The organism is Propionicimonas sp. (genome assembly GCF_049840635.1).
In the GTDB taxonomy this organism is placed as follows: Bacteria; Actinomycetota; Actinomycetes; order Propionibacteriales; family Propionibacteriaceae; genus Propionicimonas.
In genome coordinates this window covers 47,349-65,573 of the sequence record NZ_JASGKL010000004.1, presented here as the reverse complement: position 1 = coordinate 65,573, position 18,225 = coordinate 47,349, and the positions used below count along the sequence as shown (strand labels likewise).

15 protein-coding genes and 2 tRNA genes are annotated in these 18,225 nt (G+C 67.2%); 12 read left to right on the top strand and 5 right to left on the bottom strand.

From position 1 onward, the window contains the following. Window positions 1–228 precede the first annotated feature (228 nt). The 7 genes from QM779_RS00570 (at window position 229) to QM779_RS00540 (ending at window position 8,992) form a co-directional block, all read left to right on the top strand. Entirely contained in the window at window positions 229–1,455 is a 1,227-nt protein-coding gene (locus tag QM779_RS00570) for a pentapeptide repeat-containing protein (protein ID WP_428530179.1), read from the top strand. Window positions 1,456–1,690: 235 nt separating this feature from the next. After that, window positions 1,691–2,617 (top strand): hypothetical protein, encoded by a 927-nt coding sequence (locus QM779_RS00565; protein ID WP_428530177.1) that lies wholly within the window; start codon window positions 1,691–1,693, stop codon window positions 2,615–2,617. Window positions 2,618–2,763: 146 nt separating this feature from the next. Continuing rightward, window positions 2,764–2,898 (top strand): hypothetical protein, encoded by a 135-nt coding sequence (locus QM779_RS00560; RefSeq protein ID WP_428530175.1) that lies wholly within the window; start codon window positions 2,764–2,766, stop codon window positions 2,896–2,898. A gap of 366 nt (window positions 2,899–3,264) precedes the next feature. Then, a complete protein-coding gene (locus tag QM779_RS00555; protein ID WP_428530174.1) occupies window positions 3,265–4,434 on the top strand; it encodes a Fic family protein in 1,170 nt (389 codons plus the stop codon). Between the two features lie 420 nt (window positions 4,435–4,854). Next, window positions 4,855–7,815, top strand: a complete 2,961-nt coding sequence (gene mobF, locus QM779_RS00550) for a MobF family relaxase (RefSeq protein ID WP_428530172.1) — start codon at window positions 4,855–4,857, stop codon at window positions 7,813–7,815. Window positions 7,816–7,839: 24 nt separating this feature from the next. Further along, window positions 7,840–8,748 (top strand): hypothetical protein, encoded by a 909-nt coding sequence (locus QM779_RS00545; protein ID WP_428530170.1) that lies wholly within the window; start codon window positions 7,840–7,842, stop codon window positions 8,746–8,748. A 25-nt stretch (window positions 8,749–8,773) separates the two neighbouring features. Continuing rightward, window positions 8,774–8,992 carry a helix-turn-helix domain-containing protein gene (locus QM779_RS00540; RefSeq protein WP_428530168.1) on the top strand — a complete coding sequence of 73 codons (219 nt, stop codon included), beginning with the start codon at window positions 8,774–8,776 and terminating at the stop codon, window positions 8,990–8,992. Between the two features lie 124 nt (window positions 8,993–9,116). On the opposite strand, the gene QM779_RS00535 is transcribed toward QM779_RS00540, so the two are convergent. The 3 genes from QM779_RS00535 to QM779_RS00525 all read right to left on the bottom strand — a co-directional run bounded on the left by QM779_RS00535 (window position 9,117) and on the right by QM779_RS00525 (window position 12,126). Next, window positions 9,117–10,562, bottom strand: a complete 1,446-nt coding sequence (locus QM779_RS00535; RefSeq protein WP_428530166.1) for a P-loop ATPase, Sll1717 family — start codon at window positions 10,560–10,562, stop codon at window positions 9,117–9,119. Window positions 10,563–10,767: 205 nt separating this feature from the next. Then, window positions 10,768–11,922, bottom strand: coding sequence for a tyrosine-type recombinase/integrase (locus QM779_RS00530; protein WP_428530164.1), 1,155 nt, complete (start codon window positions 11,920–11,922; stop codon window positions 10,768–10,770). 128 nt (window positions 11,923–12,050) lie between these two features. After that, a tRNA-Lys gene (locus tag QM779_RS00525) sits at window positions 12,051–12,126 on the bottom strand. Window positions 12,127–12,184: 58 nt separating this feature from the next. Between QM779_RS00525 and QM779_RS00520 the strand changes: the two genes are divergently transcribed. The 3 genes from QM779_RS00520 (at window position 12,185) to QM779_RS00510 (ending at window position 14,406) form a co-directional block, all read left to right on the top strand. Further along, entirely contained in the window at window positions 12,185–12,874 is a 690-nt protein-coding gene (locus tag QM779_RS00520; RefSeq protein ID WP_428530162.1) for a hypothetical protein, read from the top strand. A 114-nt stretch (window positions 12,875–12,988) separates the two neighbouring features. Beyond that, window positions 12,989–13,579, top strand: a complete 591-nt coding sequence (locus QM779_RS00515) for a hypothetical protein (protein ID WP_428530160.1) — start codon at window positions 12,989–12,991, stop codon at window positions 13,577–13,579. Beyond that, a complete protein-coding gene (locus QM779_RS00510; RefSeq protein WP_428530158.1) occupies window positions 13,570–14,406 on the top strand; it encodes a hypothetical protein in 837 nt (278 codons plus the stop codon). Before QM779_RS00515 ends, QM779_RS00510 begins: the two co-directional genes overlap by 10 nt. Before the next feature lie 148 nt (window positions 14,407–14,554). Here QM779_RS00510 and QM779_RS00505 read toward each other — a convergent pair whose 3' ends face one another. After that, entirely contained in the window at window positions 14,555–14,908 is a 354-nt protein-coding gene (locus QM779_RS00505; RefSeq protein ID WP_428530156.1) for a metallopeptidase family protein, read from the bottom strand. Between the two features lie 203 nt (window positions 14,909–15,111). On the opposite strand from QM779_RS00505, the gene QM779_RS00500 reads away from it, so the two are divergent. Further along, a complete protein-coding gene (locus QM779_RS00500) occupies window positions 15,112–16,434 on the top strand; it encodes an SH3 domain-containing protein (RefSeq protein ID WP_428530154.1) in 1,323 nt (440 codons plus the stop codon). Window positions 16,435–16,562: 128 nt separating this feature from the next. Then, window positions 16,563–16,638, top strand: a tRNA-Glu gene (locus tag QM779_RS00495). A gap of 44 nt (window positions 16,639–16,682) precedes the next feature. Here the strand turns inward: QM779_RS00495 and QM779_RS00490 are convergent. Continuing rightward, window positions 16,683–18,212 (bottom strand): family 43 glycosylhydrolase, encoded by a 1,530-nt coding sequence (locus QM779_RS00490; RefSeq protein ID WP_428530152.1) that lies wholly within the window; start codon window positions 18,210–18,212, stop codon window positions 16,683–16,685. Between the last annotated feature and the right edge of the window lie 13 nt (window positions 18,213–18,225).

Sequence of the window (18,225 nt, the reverse complement as noted above, 5' to 3'; positions counted from 1 at the left end):
GCCTGGAACCGTACCGCTGAGCAGTTTGGCGCGTCGGCCCTGAAGGCACGGAACTCGCCCAGAGCCGTCGCACCTTCTCACGCCTGCATCAAAGGATCCGCCGTCACCGACTTCGTGTGGGAGTATCGCGGCATGGCCGTAGATCCGGGCGCCCCGCGAGGTGACCAAACGCCACGCCAAGCCCGGGACATCTTGAGTCACCCCATCTTTCACACATCTCGATGGCCGATGGCCCTCGTGGTGCTCGGCGTGATCCTCTTCGGGCTGGCCATCGCTGCACTCGCCCTCTGGGTGATGGGCCTGTTCCTGTTCGGCGCATTGCCTGGCACGCTGACGCCGGCGGCTCCGAACGCCAACGGCGGAAGCGAAGGCTGGCTAGGGCTACTCAAGGTCGCACTCACGGTTTCCGCCGGCGTCGGCGGGGCAGTAGCCCTCACTGTTGCGTATCGAAAGCAGCGGCTTGCTGAGCGACACGAACCGCGCCAAGTCGCTGAGGAACAGCGAGCCGCGGCTGCCTCCAAACGTGAGGCCGAGAAGTCATGCCTCGATCAGTATCGAGCGGCCGTGGAGCAGTTGGCTCACGCCAACTCGACGGTACGTCTGGCAGGTGTCTATGCCCTCGCCAATCTCGCGGACGCGTGGATGGCTCGCCGACAACAGTGTGTTGATGTGCTCTGCGCCCACGTGCGCACTCCGTGGGACTCCAACCCAGATACTCAAAGCGGCGAGTCTGAAGTCCGCAGCACCATCCTCAGGGTCATCGGGGCGCATCTGCGGGACGACAAGCGGCCGCCGGGCTACGAGTCTTGGTCAGAGCTGGACCTCGACCTTTCTGGCGGGGACCTCAACGGACTCGATTGGAGCGAGTGCGTCATCGGCAAGATCAACTTCCGGATGGCAAAGTTCCGTGGAGGCGCATGGTTCAGTCGGAGCACGATCCTGGGGACCGCCGAGTTCATCAACGCCAGCTTCGACGAGGACGCCGTATTCAGCGACGTCGTATTCAACTCGGGCGCCATCTTCGCCGACGCGACCTTCGCCAAGGACGCTCGGTTTAACGGCACGACATTTCATGACGACGCACTGTTCCCCGAAGTGGCCTTCAACGGCGGAGCGTGGTTTCACGAAGCGACCTTCGCCGGCAACACGGACTTCCAGAGAGCAAACTTCGCCGCCTCCGTCATCTTCGACCGCGTGGACTTCACCGGAGAGGCGCGGTTTGACGGCGTCAATTTCGAAGGGGAGGCGCGGTTCCACGGCGCAACGTTTGCCGACTTCACCCTCTTCTCCGGGGCAACGTTCCATAGTGTCGCATGGTTCGCCGGCGCGGCATTCGGTGAGCACGAACCTGACCTTGAGCAAGCCAACTTCGCACCCGGGGCACAGTTGATCGACGCGGGTTCCGACTACGCCGCCCCCTCACCCTACGAAGGCGTAGCGGGGCTGCCCGACTGACGCACCCGTTATGCCCCGCCCAGGCGATGAACCACCAGCACCTTGATCCACCCATGCGCAGCGACCCTCGGGACGTGCAAGGCCCCTGTCACCGGTCACATCCTGGCTCGGGCGGGGCCGGTTCGGGCGTCGATGAGCCGCTTGAAGCCAGCGAAGGAGGCCTTGTAGGTCGAACGCATCCTGACCCGAAGCTCAGGCTGTGCGGCGCGGCTTCAACGTGCCTAGGCTGACAATTGTGAATCCTTCCGCTACCTCGCCGACCGGATTGGACTACACCGAGTTGCTCCTTCTGGCGCTCTCAGTCGGTGTCGCCGTCGTGGCGCTGATCCTGTCCATGCGCGCCAACTCGACCAGTCGAAGCGCTTATCTGACGGCGCTTCGTCAAGAGTGGGAGTCGCTTAGTGAGCATTGGGCGGTCTCGCTGCTCCTCTACCGGGGGTCGTCGGACTACTACGTCGACGCGGATCTCAAACAGCGAGCGCGCGTCCGGAACCTCGAGTTGGAGAGCCTCAGCCAGGCTCAGGACTCAGCCCACGCGACCATGTCGCTCGACGACTGGGGCAACGCCTTGCGCGCAGAGAGTGCTCATGTACGGGCAGTTGTCCGATTCTTTGCCTATTGCACAGACTTGCTGCTCTCGGGGCGGATCGCACCCACCGACGCGTATCGCATCTTTGGGCCCGAGGTGGCGCGCCACGGAGCCGCGATTCGGTGGATGGCCGGAACAGGGAGTTTTGAAGACGAAGGTGCGCCGTGGCCGTCGGAGGCGTGGTGGATCCCCACTCACGACTTCCACGGAGAACAGGAGATGATCCTCGCGCTCGTGGACATGCTTTGGGCCGAGACTGCACGGTGGGGAGACAACGAGCCGCACAATCTTTCCTCCGCCGCCCAGGTCAAGAGCCGAGGCTCAGGCAAGGTGTGCCGCCGCAGGCTCTACGCGCTCGCGATGAAGCGCACCGGTCGTCCACTGCACGCGTACCGGCTTTCGCGGCGGCTCCGCTGGGCAGAGTTCGTCCCCGCGAGCAGCCTAATGACGGATGACGCGCTCATTGACCTGGTCGATGAGCATCTCGCGCAGTGGGGACGCATCCCGCTGATCAAGCGGTGGCGTGGAAGGCGGAGAGTCTCTCGTTGGAAGTCGTCGGCCTCGCCCACTTAGCCCCCCGTCCTCGAGATCCCGGGCTTCCCAGGACGGTGATCGCCTCCTACGAGACGCGCTGCGCAACCTGCCGCCTGCGACACGGCTAACTGCTCGATGCAGCCCACATCATTCCCGATCACGACGAAGCTGGGCTGTCGGCAGCAGTGTCGAGCGGCAGGGCGCTGTGCAAGATCCATCACGCCGCCACCGACATGAACATGCCTGGGATCTCGCCGGACTACGTCGTCAAGATCGACGACAAGCTGCTCGAAGAAGTCGAATGGCCCGATGCTGTTTGATGGACTGGACGCCGAACGCGGGCGCCGGGACCTCACCCGACGCGAGCTCTACGTTGCGAGGCCGATTGGTCACGACTGGCGGTCTGCGGAGGAACTGCCCATCGCTCGCGGAGCCCCGAACCTCGTGCCGCGCGCGACCAGGATGCATGAGGTCTGTGGCACTTGAGGCGCCTGTCTCCACAGGGGTTGGTTACATCAGCGGGACATCCGGTGGTACGACGATGGAGGCGTCGGAGCGGGGCCCGGGCGGATGCGGTCGCCTGAGTGGCGGTGAGCGATGAATGTCTCTATGTCCGATTCATTGCGACAGGCAGCCTCAGCGCCGTATGCTGGCGGTGTCCGAATGATTAAGACATAGGGACACTCATGAGCCAGCTGTTCGAAGCACCCCAGCTTGCCGCAGACGACGTCGTCGTGATCGAGGAGATTCACTCGATCCGCGACCAGCTCGCCTCCGTCCTGCGTCCACCGAAGCGATGGACCGGCGGCCTTCGTCGAACGAGCCAGGCTCGCGCGATCCAGGGTTCGAACAGCATCGAGGGCTACACGATCACCGAGCAGGACGCCGCCGCGGCGGTCGAGGACGAACCTCCACTTTCCGCAGACGAGCGCACCTGGGCCGAGATCGTGGCCTACCGCCGTGTGCTCACCTACGTGGTGAGCTTCGGGGCGGAACCCGGCTTCGAGATCGATGAGAGCTCGATTCGCTCGATGCACTTCATGCTCCTGGAGCATGAACTGTCCAAGTCGCCCGGCCGCTACCGCACTGGCTCCATCTACGTTCAGGACGAAGCCAACCGCCGCACCATGTACGAAGGGCCCGAGCCGGCCGTCGTACCTGACCTGATGCGAGAGCTGGCCGCGTCGCTGTCGAGCCGGGATGGGGAGGCGATGGTACGCGCCGCGATGGCCCACCTGAACCTGGTCATGATTCACCCGTTCCGCGACGGGAATGGCCGAATGGCGAGGGCCCTGCAAACCATGGTGCTGGCTCAGGATCAGGTCCTCGAGCCCACCTTCAGCAGCATCGAGGAGTGGCTGGGACACAACACCCAGCACTACTACAACGTCCTCGCCGCAACCGGCGGCGGCGCCTGGCACCCTGACCGCAGCACTCGACTGTGGGTGAAGTTCAACCTGCGGGCCCACCACATGCAGGCCCAGACGCTCCGCCGGCGCGTCGCCGAGGCCGAGAGCCAGTGGACGCTCATCGACTCACTGATCTCACAACACGGGCTGCCCGACCGGGCCGGAGACGCCATCTTCGACGCGCTTCTCGGACTGCGCATCACCCGGCCGTCCTACGTCAAACGCTCAGAGGTCGAGGACCGAACTGCCACGCGTGATCTCGCTCGCCTGGTCGAGCTCGGCCTCCTCGAGCCGCACGGACAGACCCGCGCCCGCTACTACACCGCGGGCGCGCTCCTTCGCGAACAGATGCAGAAGCTCCGCGACCAGCGCGTGGCCCTCAAAGACCCCTACCCCGGGCTCATCTCCGAGATCACCGCAGACGCCGCGCAACCCGGGTTCTGGTAGGCAGCGCCAGCGAGCAGCTCGGGTTGGATGTCCAGGTCCGGCGCCATGCTCGCCCTCCTCGACCACGAGTCTCAGGCGCCAAAGCTCGTCCCGCAACCGGCGAGCGCGCATGCCTCCTGCAACCCGGCGGAGAAATCTCGGCTGAGCCTGTCCGGAACGGCCCCTTTCCAAGGCTTATGGAAGTGAACGGGTCTGCGGCCGTCGCCGCGTCGTCGACCCCGAGCGCAGGCGGGAGGGCTGAGAGATGTCGAAGATGTCGACGCTCGAGCGTCCCGATCGCCGCGTTCCTGGGCTTTGGGAGGTTGTCAGGAGTTCGGTCCGCGGCTCGTCCGAAGCAATTTCCGCCGATCTGTCCGGATCGGGGGTCCTTTTTCGGCTTAGTGGCACGACGGGATTTTCAACCCTGGCGCGAGAGGAGGTGTGGCCATCGTGATGACCCTGCACAAGCTGACCGCCGGCACCGGCTACGAGTACTTCACCCGGAACGTGGCGGCGATGGACTCGACCGAGAAGGGCCACCTGAGCCTGGCCGACTACTACAGCCTGAAGGGCGAGAAGCCCGGCCGCTGGGTCGGCTCAGGCCTGGCCGGCATCGACGGTCTGGAGGCCGGCGACGTCGTGACCGCCGACCAGATGCTGTCGCTGTTCGGGCTCGGCGATCATCCGCTGGCCACCGAGCGGCTCGCCGCCCTCACCCGCGCCACCGACCGCGACATCAGGGACGCGATGCAGCTCGGCCAGCGCTACGGCGTCTACCCGGGCATGACCGACTTCAGCATCGAGCTCACGCAGCGCATCGGCGACTGGAACCTCGCTCACGGACGCGACGCGTCCGACCCGGTGCCGGCGGAGGTCCGGGCTGAGCTGCGCACCGAGGTCGGACGCGAGGCCTTCCGCAAGCGCTTCGGACGCGACCCGCTCGACGCCCGCGAGCTGTCCGGGTTCATTGTGCGGGCGCAGCGTCCGGTGCGCAGCGGCGTGTCCGGCTACGACGCGACCTTCTCGCCGGTGAAGTCGGTCTCGGCGTTGTGGGCGCTGGCCGAGCCCGAGATCTCCGCAGTCATCGAACGCTGCCACGACCGCGCCGTCGCCGACAGCCTGCACTACCTCGAGGAGCGAGCGATCTACACCCGGCGCGGACGCAACGGCGTCCGACAGGTCAAGACGCTCGGGATCGTCGCGGCATCCTTCACCCACCGCGACTCCCGCGCCGGCGATCCCGACCTGCACACCCACGTCGCGATTGCGAACAAGGTGCAGGCCGCAGACGACGGCGCCTGGCTGGCGATCGACGGCCGGATCATGTTCAAGGCCAACGTGACGGTCTCGGAGTTCTACAACACCGCGCTGGAGAAGCACCTCACCCACGAGCTCGGTGTGCGGTTCGCGAACCGTCCGGGTTCTGATCCCGAGCGCCCGGTGCGCGAGATCGTCGGCGTCGACCTCGCTCTGCTGGAGCGGTGGTCGCAGCGGGATACCATGATCACTCGGGCGCAGGGCGATCTCGTCGCCGACTTCCAGCAGCGGCACGGACGCACCCCGACCCCGACCGAGCTCTATGACCTCGCGCAGCGGGCGACCCTCGAGACGCGGGAGGCCAAGCACGAGCCACGATCCCTCGCCGAGCAGCGCCGGGTCTGGGCGGCGCAGGCCGACGAGGTGCTGGGACGCGACGGGACGGCCCGCATGCTGGGCCGCGCCCTTACCCGAAGGCCACTCCCGTCCCGGACGATCGACGAGGCGTGGCTGCAGAGGCTGGCCGACAACGTCGTTTCGGTCGTGCAGCGGAATCGGTCCTGGTGGCAGCCATGGCACATCCGGGCCGAGGCGTTGCGCCAGGTGCGCCGCTTCGAACTGCCCGAACTCGCGTCCATTCTCGAGCGGGTCGTCGACCTGGCCCTGGAACGGTCCTCGGTGCGGCTCACCCCGGCCGGGGACGGGATCAGCGAGCCGGCCGAACTGCGGCGTCCGGACGGCAGCTCGGTGTACACGGTGGCCGACTCGGCGATCTACACCTCGCAGCAGATCCTGGACGCCGAGACCCGGCTACTCGCGATCGCCGCTCAGCGGGACGGCATGGTGGTCGGCGAGAGGTCGATCAGCCTGGCGTTGCTGGCAGCGATGGCCAACGGCGTCGAGCTCAACTCCGGCCAGGTGAACCTGGTGCGGTCGATGGCGAGTTCCGGCGACCGCCTGCAGCTGGCGCTCGCGCCCGCCGGTGCGGGCAAGACAACGGCGATGAGCACGCTGGCGGCGGCGTGGCGGGAGGCCGGCGGCGAGGTGTTGGGGTTGGCGCCGTCCGCGGCTGCGGCCGCAGCGCTCGGCGAGCAACTCGGCGGACACGCCGACACCCTGCACATCCTCACTCACGGTCTGGCGAAGCGCCGGCTGCCGGCGTGGGCTGGGCAGATCGGGCCGCGCACGCTGGTGGTCATCGACGAGGCCGGGATGGCCGACACGCTCACCCTCGAGGCGGCGGTGTCGTTCGTCGTCGGCCGGGGCGGCAGCGTCCGGCTGGTCGGGGATGACCACCAGCTCGCCGCGGTGGAGGCCGGCGGGGTGCTGAAGGATCTCGCCGCCGAGTACGGCGCGGTCCGGCTCACCGAGGTGGTGCGGTTCTCCGACCCGGCCGAGGCAGCGGCCTCGCTCGCGCTGCGGGAAGGACGTCCGGACGCCCTCGGCTTCTACCTCGACCAGGGACGCGTCCACGTCGGAGATGCCGGCTCGACGCTGGACCAGGCGTTCATCGCGTGGGCGGTCGACCGGGCGTCCGGACTGGACAGCCTGATGCTCGCGCCCACTCGCGAGCTGGTGGCCGAGCTGAACCGGCGGGCGCGGGACTACCGGCTCGGCGGTTCAGCACGCACCGCCGAGGTCTCACTGTCCGACGGGAACCGGGCTTCAGTCGGTGACACGGTGGTGACCCGGCGCAACGAGCGGCGCCTGCAGTACTCGCGGACGGGTTGGGTGCGCAACGGCGACCGGTGGACGGTGACCGCGGTGGGCCACGACCAGAGCCTGGTCGTGGCGAACAGCCGTGGCTCCCGCATCACCCTGCCCGCCGATTACGTCCGCGACGACGTCGAGCTGGGGTATGCGACCACGATCCACGGCGCTCAGGGCGCGACGGTCGACACCATGCACGGGGTGCTCACCGGCACGGAGAGCCGCCAGCAGCTGTACACGATGATGACCCGCGGACGGCTGGCGAACCACGCGTACGTCCAGGTTGTCGGCGACGGTACTCCCGACAGCCTGCCGCGCTGGGAGACGGCCAGGCCGCCCACCCCGACCGAGGTGCTCGAGTCGGTGCTGGCGCGCGACGATGCTGCCCTGTCGGCGACTGGTTTGCGGCGCGTCGAGGCTGATCCCGCGACCTAGCTGAAGCCGGCCGTCGACCGCTACGTGGACGCCCTCGGCTTCGCCGCCGAACAGATGGTCGGACGCGAGCGCGCGGCACAGATCGAGGCCGAGGCCGAGCGCGTGGTGCCGGAAGTGACAGACGCCCCGGCGTGGCCGGTGCTTCGCTCACAGCTCATGCTCCTCGCCGCGTCCGGCGCCGACCCTGGGGAGGTGCTGCGCAACGCGGTCCGCGACGGCAGCCTGGAGGCCGCACGCGACCCGGCGGCCGTGCTGTCCTACCGGCTCAACTGGGTGGACCGAAACGGTCCACTCCCCTGGCTCAGCAAGGTTCCCGACCGGCTCGCCGAGCACCTTCAGTGGGGTCCGTACCTGGCGTCCCGCTCGGAGTTGGTGCGTGACCTGGCCGCCCAGGTGCACGAGGCGTCCGGAGCCACCGAGCATCGCTGGCAGGAGGCGCTGTCGGCCGACCTGTTCCCCGAGTTGGTCGCGCAAATCTCGGTGTGGCGGGCGGCGATGGGTGTGCCGGCGGACGACCTGAGTCCGACCGGTCCGACCCAGGTGCCGGGTTCGGCGTCCCGCTGGCAGCGCGTCCTGGACGATCACGTCGGGCTATCCAGCCCGACGTTGCGGCACTGGACGGCGGTGGCGCGCCAGCTCGCTCCGCAACTGAGGGACGACCCCCAGACTCCCGTACTGGCGGCGAAGCTCGCCTCGCTGGCGCACGAGGGTGAGGACCTGCCTGAGCTTCTTGGGAGGGCGATGCGACGCGGGCCGCTGCCGGACGACCACGCCGCGGCCGCCCTGCTTTACCGCCTCGAGCGCCGCCCACGCCAAGAGCCCATTCACGAGGTCTGGGAGACCGTCGAGTTCACCGAGAGCATGGGCCAGCGCCACGAGCGCATGCGTCCGCCCGGAATGGATCGGCCCCACGGCTACGGCATCGGCATCTGACCCAACCAACATGAGGAGGACAACCATGACCGCACAGCCCAGACCGAGCGATCGGCCGGCCGAGTTCCTGACGATCGCGGAGGCGGCTGCGCGCTATCACGTCTCGCGCGACTACATCCGCCACTGCATCGTCGACGGCTCCCTGCCCGCCGTCCGTTCCGGCCGGAGGATCATCCGGGTGAACTCGCGGGATCTCGAGCGTCTGTTCCGGCCCGTCCAATCAATGCGATCGCTGAAGTGCTGAGCGCAGCGATTGGTCGCTGCCCGGCTTTGGCAGGCGGGCGCCCGGCGTGGATTACCTTCCCACTCGTCCTGGCGAAAGCCCGGAGGCGTCAACCAGGTTCAATTCGCCACGTCCAGCCAGAAACCTACTTCCAAGGACGATTCCATGCTCTCGTGAGAGCATTGTGGAGCATGAATCCATAGCGCATCGTGAATCCCGCACGAGACGCCCGCCGGAAGACAAAGTCCGTGTGCTCCGCGCTGCCAGACGCATTCCGGATCCCTATCCCGCCCACCTCGAACATCTGCTTCAATAGGGCTTTCGTTTCGCTCTCCTCGAGCTCCCCCTGAAGCTCAGACTGCACGTCAGCAAAGGAAAAACACCTCGTCGGCACAGTCCTCACGGCATCCCGGAAAGAGGAAAGCGCGCGCGCTTTACCCGTTGGTAGGACGCCCGCGAGGGAGTTAAACACCTCTCCTTGAAAGTATTCGTCGCAGTACTTTCGAATAGTGTCCTTGGCCGCCTGCTCGGTGACTTGACCACTTCCCGGCTTGACCTGCTGCAAGTAACCAAGCAGCGCCACAAGATCCCTTGGCAGGAGGCGAGTGTGATCCAGAAAGTACTCCGAGATAGCTGTATGAGGCCCCAAGTAGATCGGTGTCGCGAGGTACGACTTCACAATGTCTGGCAGTTCTGGATGATCCACACGTGCCTTGGCAGTCACAAGCTGCCAGAGCTGGTTGCCCGCGCCGATCCCCTTCTCGCTCCAGTCTAAGACCACGCTGTGCGGCTTCATCTTGTTCGCGTCGGGCGCAGGGAGGACGTCAAAGATGTCTGATCTGATCGCAGCAACGATGGTGATCCGCAGCCGAAGTGTGCGGAAGAACTTGTTGAGCGCTGCGATTGCATAGGTCAGCCCGGCCAGCGCTGACCACTCCTCGTCAGCATCGAAGAAAAACTGATCCAGACCGTCAAGAGCCAGCACATGCTGCGAGTCAGTCTGGACATTCTTGATGGCATTTTGGATCCGACGCAGCAGGTCTTCGACGCTCAACTCAGCCGGCTTCTTGTCGATGCCAACCTCGGCGAACGGGAACTTCACCGTGAATCGCGCCGTTGACCATTCTATGACCTTTCCACGCAGCCCATCGCCAACGAGTCTCTCCTTCTTGAGCTGCCTAACCAGGTCTTGAAACTCAGACGACGCAATCAGCCCCTGATCGGCGTCCAGCATGTTCAAGACCCGCAAGAGAAGAATCAGCTGCCACGCCGCTTGCGCCCGCGCCAGGTTCGTCGTCTCACCGGTTCGCATCAGGCTCACATTGGCCACGGGGAACTCTTGGAGGTTCCAGACGTCTATGAAGCGATCCCACTGGTCAGCCCAACTCAGCTTGAGGTGCTCAAGAACGGCGCTCTTTCCCGCCCCTTTGATGCCCAGAACAAACCAAACGTCCCCCGCGCCGATGCCGTATGCGGCGTCCTTGTAGTCGAAGTAGCCCTCCTTGAGCAGGTGCGGGTCATAGATCGCTTCCTCAGCGGCGTCCAGCGAGCCAAAGCGGAGCTCTCGTAGCGAAGGAAACTTGGCGACCATACCCTTACGCTACTCAAGCAGGGCCCGCAATCTGAGCCGAATCAACATTCTGGGCTGGCCGACTTCGCTCGCACTTGCTGCGCGACACGTCGGCGTCGGCGTGCCCTGTCTGTCCAGCAGCGGTTTGCCAATCTGGCCCCTCACCTGGCGACGGGCGGCCAACTGGCTCCGGATATCTACGGCGGACTGCTCGAGTCGTTCGGACTTAGCGCAGTCCTTCCGCTAGACGCGACAGCTTCTCGGCGATCTGGCGGTCGCGGTCCTTCGCCGCGTGCTGATAGAGCTGTGCTGCTACGGACGTTGAATGGCCGAGGCGCGCCTGGAGCTCGGCGGTGGTCGCACCGACCTGGGCGGCCATCGTCGCGCCGGTGTGGCGGAGGTCGTGCCACTTGAGGTCGTCGCGGCCGGCGGCGGCTCTGGCCTTGGTGAAGTGGCTGAACATCACCGAGTGCCACATGTGGCCGCGGGCCTCGCCCGGGAACAGTAGCGAGTTCGGTCCGGGCTGGACGTAGGTCGCCAGGTGCTCCTCGACGATCGGCCAGACGTGGGGCGGGATCGAGACGTCACGGTAGCCAGCGTCCGACTTCGGTGGGCCGACCACCGCACCGCCCGGCGGGAACGTCACGGCCCGGCGCACCTTGATCTGGCGGGTCGCCACGTTGATGTCCTTGCGGCGGAGTTCGGCGAGCTCGCCGTAGCGCAGCGCGCACCAGGCGGCGATCCACACGGCTGCGCGGAGTCTCGGCGGCATGTTGTCGGCGATCAGCTCGATCTCGGCGGGGGTGGCCGGCTCGACCGGACGTTTCGTCGTCGCGGCCCCGGCGCCTCGGATGTGGACGGGAGAGGCAGCGATGAGCTCATCGTCGACTGCGCTGTTCATGATCGCCCGCAGCAAGGCGTAGGCCTTGGTCCGAGATCTCGGCGCGGCCTTGCTCAGGCTCGCGTGCCAGGTGCGGACGTCCGCGCGCGTGATCCGGTCGATCGCGCGCCTACCGAAGGTCGGTTCCAGGTAGGTCGCCAGCACCTGCCGGTAGTCCTTCTGGGTCAGCGCCCGCAGCGGCTCGCCCTTCGAGTTGCGGCGCTCGTCGATCCACCGGGACGCGTACTCGCCGAACAACTCCCCCGGCTCGGCGTCGCGGCGCGCGACCTCAGCGCGCTCCGCGGGTGAGAGCCAGCGCTCGTTGTCGGTCGCCGCCTGGTCGATGAGCTTCTTCTCGTTGTGCAGCCAGACGATCGCGGAGTCCTTCACCTCGAAGGTCACCGGCGCCTTGTGGCGGGCCAGGTCGGGACCGGTGAAGCTAGCCTGGTAGCGGCCCGAGGGCAGCTTCCGGATGTAGCCGAAGTCTCTCCGTTCAGCCATCTGAGGCCTCCAGATCATGCGATTTCGTGCGATCCACGTGCGATAAGACAGCCTACGTGCGATCCATCCAGCCCACCAGAGCAACTCGCCAGATTGAGTGTTTGCCCTAGTCGTAACGCTGAAACCTCTGGTGGGCCCACTGGGAATCGAACCCAGAACCCGCGGATTAAAAGTCCGCTGCTCTGCCGATTGAGCTATAGGCCCGCGCCGGAGCGCTCCCGGTAGCGTACCGACGCCGCGCGGGTCCATGCACACTGGAGGGGTGGACCTCGGTTACCTCGGCATCGGGCTCGTGCTCGTCATCGGCGTCGCCGTCGTCGTCCACGGGTGGCTGTCCGACCGCACCGACACCAGCCACCGGCAGGACGCCCTCACCGGCGCCCCCGACCGGGACATCCCCGGTCTCCGGGCGGACGCTCCCGCGCCCGACTACCTGACCGGGTACGAGGCCCTCGAACGCGTCCCCTACCACCCCTCCGCCTCGCTCACCGACGCCGAGCGCGCCGCCCTTCAGGCCCGCCTCCCTGGCTCCCCCTCCCTCCCCGTCGGACACACCAGCAGCGAGTTCGTCACCGACGAGGCCAGCGGCCTGTGCGTCCTCCCCTCCCCCTGGATCCTCGTCGCCGACCACGACGTGACCACCATCCGCGAGCTGCTCCCCCTCCTCGAGAAGGCCCGCGCCGGCGACCGCAGCGTCGTGGTCGTCGCCCCCGCGCTCAGCGGCGACGTCATCGACACCCTGCGCGTCAACGTCGTCAAGCAGACCCTCCGCTCCGCCGCCGTCCTCATCCCGGACGCCGCACAACGCCGCGCCCTCTGCTCCCTCGTCGGCGCCCTTCCCGTCCCCTGGGAGGACCTGCGCGCCGGCTACGTCCCTGAGTCCAGCCTCGGCACTTGCGACACCTGGGTCAGCAGCAGCGCCCAATCGTGGATGCTTTCCGACGCCTCCTGACCACCTCTTCTGTGGACAACTGTCCGACTTTCCCAATGCCCTGTGGATAACCCCATCCGGATCTGTTTCGACGTGCTGAGGTGTGTCAAACTCGCTCCACCCCAGGAGGTATCCATGCTCCGCGGCACTCGGCGACTCGCAGTGATCACGGTGGCCGGAGTGTGCCTGTTCACGGGGTGCCAGGTCACCGCCACACCAACTCCCACTCCCGCTCCCAGCTACCGCTGTACCCCCGAAGCCGGAGGCGACGAGTTCGACTGCACCGAGAAGCAGTACCAGGACATGGTCGCCAAGGACGAGCTGTACGCCGAGGCGGAGGCCGTGTACCGGAAGTTCTTCGCTGAGGACGAGCGCATCCTGCGCGCGGGCGGCATCTCCACGGCGACGCCGGTCCTCGAGGAAACCACCACCGGAGCGTTCCTGGAGGACTCCATGGACTACTACCGCTCGCTCAAGAAGGACGACTCAAAGTTGGTAGGCGGGCAGGTGTTGCTCACTTCTCTCCTCCGAGTCCCAGGAGCGTCCAAGGGTGGGTCGCTCGTCGCACTGCGCGCCTGTATCGATGCCAGCACAGCCGAAATCCAGATTCGTGGCAAGAAGGCTGGCCAGGGTCGTACGGGGTCAGACCTCCTCTACTTCGGCCGCGTGAGCGGACAACTCAAGATTCAAGGCGCGGACGGAAAGGAGGGAGACACATGCAAGTAGGACCGCGGCATGGTGGCCTTCTAGCAGCACTGGTGCTCACGGCGGCCAGCTGGCTCCTCCCAATCGGACCGGCTCACGCTGACGACGGCAAGAGTCCGCCGACCATTAGCGAGCCCTCCACAGGAACCTACGAGGGTCGCATCCGAATCTCGGGACGCGATCATCACACCAAGAAGAAGGATGGGGACGGAACACATAAGTCGTCGAAGACCCTCACCAAGAAGTCGACCCTGACCGCGAAGCAACTCAAGGCGGCCTACCTCGTCATGTGCCGCGAGGCCAAGGAGGCCGGGCGTCCGTGTGAGTGGATCGCGCCGGAGAAGGGCAAGGCGGAGCCGGCGAAGATGATCATCGACCTGGACGGGATCGCGCGCACCCTGGTCTCCCGGATCCGGATCCCGAGCCCCGCGCCGCAGGTCGGTCCGGATCCGTCCGCCAACGAGTGGAAGATGGCGGCTGTCGGCTATCCGTTGTGGCTGTGGAGCTCCGGGCCCTCGTCCGTCGTCGACCGCGTCCGCGCCTACGGCGTCACCTTCACGCTTCGTGCGGACTGGACCTCGTCCCGGTTCAGCATGGGCGACGGGCGCAGCGTGAGCTGCACCGCGACCAAGGCCTGGTCGCAGAGCGTGAAGCCTGGCGCCGCCTCGCCGGTCTGCGGCTACACCTACCAGACCTCGTCCCTGCCCAGGGGCGAGTACACCCTCACCTCCACCACCTACTGGCGGATCACCTGGAGCGCGTTGGGGCTGTCCGGGGCCTTCCCTGCGAGCTTCACCGGGAGCCGGTCGCTCGCGGTGGGCGAACTGGACGCGCTCGTCGTGAAGTGACGGCGGCCCTTCGTGACGCTCGCTTCGCTCGCTCCTCAGGGACCGTGGTTGCGGCTACGCCCCTTCGTGACGCTCGCTTCGCTCGCTCCTCAGGGACCGTTCCCAGGGCTCAGGTCTCAAGTTGGGCTCTAGGTGTTTTCTCAGGTGTCTACGCGTAACCGAGGTCGTCGAGTTCGTCGTCGTCAATGCCGAAGAAGTGGGCGATCTCGTGCCACACGGTGATCCGCACTTCCTCGACCAACTCGTCCTCGCTGGAGACCAGGCGCAGTAACGGTCCGCGGAAGATCAGGATGCGGTCGGGCAGCACTCCCGAGTACTGCGAAGTGCGCTCTGACAAGGGAGTTCCGTCGTAGAAGCCGAGCACGTCACCCATCTCCGGCTCGGGCTCCTCGGCCACGATCAGCGCGCAATTCTCGACCAGGTCGAACAGCTGGTCGGGGATCTCCGCCAACGCTTCGTCGACCAATTCCTCGAACCGCTCCGGGCTCACCTGCAGCGCCATGTTCCCACCCTAGCCACGCCCCCAACCCCGGAATCACAGCAATGTAGTTATTCAGTATCCCCTCGCGGAGAAATCGCCGCGTCAATACAGTCCTGTTCGCCTGAGGCGGTTGGGACGGGTGTGACGAAAGCCACGGGGAAGACCCGTCCTCCGCCCGGGCACGAGTGCACGTCGAGCACGACACCTGGAAGGGGCCCGAACCCGTGAAGAGAGAGCTGGTCGCCACTCGCGCCACCCTGGCGTGGGCCGTGCTGACCGCGTCCCTGCTCGCCAGCGGACTCCTCGCCGCCTCCCCCACCAGCGCCGCGACGACGACCACGACCTACACGGCCACCACCTCCGTGAACGTCCGCACCGGCGCGAGCACCAGCCAGACCATCCTGTTCCAGCTGCAGAAGGGCCAGTCCGTCCTCGCCGCGGGTAAGGTCTCCGGCGACTGGCTGCCGATCACCTACGACAACACGACCGCCTACGTGTGGGCCGAGTACCTGACCGCCGACAAGACCGCGGCCAGCCTCGTCCTCACCGGGCCGGCCGGACGCAGGACCGCCCTCGCCAACGTCAACGTCCGCGCCACCGCCAGCCTGGACGCGGACATCACCGCGATCCTCGACGAGGGCACCGCCATCACCGTCACCGGCTACTCCTCCGGCGCCTTCGCCCAGGTCACCGTCGACGGCACCACCGGCTGGGTCCACACCCAGTTCCTGTCCACGACCACCGACACCACCCCCGTGGCGGTCGCCCGCTACACCACGACCACGGACCTCGCCCTGCGTACCACCGCCTCGGTCGCCGCGACCAACCAGGGCACCATCTCCAGCGGCAGCACCGTCGGCGGCACCGGCACCCACTCCGGCACCTACAGCCAGGTCGTCTACGACGGCAAGGTCGGCTGGGTCATCACCGGCTACCTGGACGCCGTCAGCGGCACCACGGCCGCCTACGTCCTCCCGCTGCGGAAGGCCACCCTCTACGGCGCCAAGGCGTCCGTCCCGATCCGGTCCGCCGCGGACGCGACCTCGACCGAACTCGGCACGATCACCCTCGGTTTCGCGATCCGCACCACCGGCACCACCGACGGGATCTTCACCCAGGTCATCTGGAACGGCTCAACCGCCTGGGCCAGGACGTCCAAGCTCACTGCGACCGCGACCGTCGACCTCGGCTCCGACAGCCTGAACAAGCTCGAGCCGTACGGCAAGGCCGCCGTCCTCGAGGTGCGCGCCAACTTCCCCAAGATCACCACCATCTACGGGTGGCGCTCCTCCAGCGCGTACTCCTCCGACCACCCCAACGGCCGCGCGATCGACATCATGATCCCCAGCTACAAGTCCAACAAGGCCCTCGGCGACTCGATCGCCCAGTACTTCATCGACAACGGCAAGCGCCTCCACGTCACCTACATCCTGTGGCGCCAGCGCAGCTACACCCTCAGCCGCGGGTCCTGGAAGGCCATGGAGGACCGCGGCAGCGACACCCAGAACCACATGAACCACGTGCACGTGTCGTTCGAACCCAGTTGACGTCCCCCTCCGATTCCCCCCGGGCGAACGGCCCTCGCCATGCCACCGGCGAGGGCCGTTCGTCGTCCCCGAGGTGGCCGCAGGCGTTTTGAGCCGCCCGCCGCGCGGGCCGTATAGTGGCGCGTCAGGTCCCCATCGTCTAGCGGCCTAGGACACCGCCCTTTCAAGGCGGCAGCGCGGGTTCGAATCCCGTTGGGGATGCCAGTCACCTCCCGGCCAGAGGCACCGTGGGCGAGCGCCCCAGGGCCTCAGAACGGCAGCCGGATCGTGGGCGGCAGCGAGGGGAGGTCCTCGCACTCGACTCCGCAGAAAGTGACGCCTTGTCCGGGGTCGCCGACGTGGACAAGCGCGAAGTGGGTGGCCACGAACCACTCGGCGGCCTCCGCGGACAGCAGTCGCGCCGATCCCCGGCCGAGGTCGTGCCCGGTTCCGTCGGCCGTGGCCAGGAAGTGGTACGCGTCCGGGCGCGCGACGATCGTCAGGGTGAGCTCACCCGACCCGGGCAGCGGGTGGGTCCGGGTGACCGTCAGGTCGTCGACGATCAGCCGGACCGTGGCCGTCCGGGTGCTGCCCGCCCCGCTGACGAGCACGCTGTAGTGGTGGGAGGCGTCGGTGTACGCCGCGATGCCCGCGGCCCCGTCCGTCGGGGGGACGAAGGTGGCGGTGAACCGCTGGTCGTCGGCGGTCTGCGGCCGCAGGAGCGCTCCCACGCCGCTGACGGCGGACGCGAGGTCCTTTCCGCCGGCGACCTCGATCGGGTTCCCCGCGGGCAGAGGGCTGTTCGCAGGGACGCGTCGGATGCCGACCCAGCCCTGGTTCCACAGGGTTGCGGCCACCCGACGCGGCTCACCGACGGGCAGTTCCGGATGGTCGACGACCTCGAGTTCCGTGTGGCCACCGTCGCCGATCACCGGCCAGCCGTCGTCGGTCCAGGTCATTGGGGTGAGGAAGGTCTCGCGGCCGATGTTGTGGTGCTGGGACAGCGGGGCGTGGCGGGTGCCCAGTGAGAACGCCCACCAGGAGCCGTCGGCAGCCTCGACGAGGTCAGCGTGGCCGACGCTCTGGATCGGGTGTCCGACCCGGTCCCGGTGGGTCAGGATCGGGTTGTGGGGTGCGGGCTCGAACGGCCCCCACGGGGACCGGCTGCGCCCGATGGACTGCAGGTGGCCCTTCCAGCTGCTGCCCTCCGCCGCGGTGAGGTAGTACCACTCCCCGCGGCGGAACAGGTGCGGACCCTCGATGTCGTTGGTGACGAACCCGCCGCCGTCGGTCAGCGTACGCAGCTCGCCGAGTTCACCGGTGGCGACGTCGATGGTGGCCTGGACGATCGGGCCGAGCAGTCCGTCCGGACGGCCGAAGTCGAGGCTGCGGCGGGTGTAGTACCAGGTGCCGTCGTCGTCGCAGAACAGGGAGGGGTCGAACGCGTCCTCGTCGATCCAGACCGCGTCCGACCACTCCCCTGCCGGATCGTCGGTGGTGAGCAGGAAGTTGCCGTTGCCGGCGACCGGGTTCGTGCAGACCAGGTAGAACGTGCCCTCGTGGTGGCGCAGGGTCGGCGCGAACAGCGTCATCGGCCCTGCCTGCCCGTCCTTGCGGTACTGGGACGGACGCGTCACCGCGTGCCCGACGATCTCCCAGTTCACCAGGTCACGGGAGTGGCGGATCGGCAGGCCGGGCAGCTGGGTGAAGCTGCTGTTGACCAGGTACCAGTCCTCGCCGACCCGCACCACGCTGGGGTCGGGCGCGTGGCCGCGGACGATCGGGTTGCTGTACGTCATGGGATGACCTTCC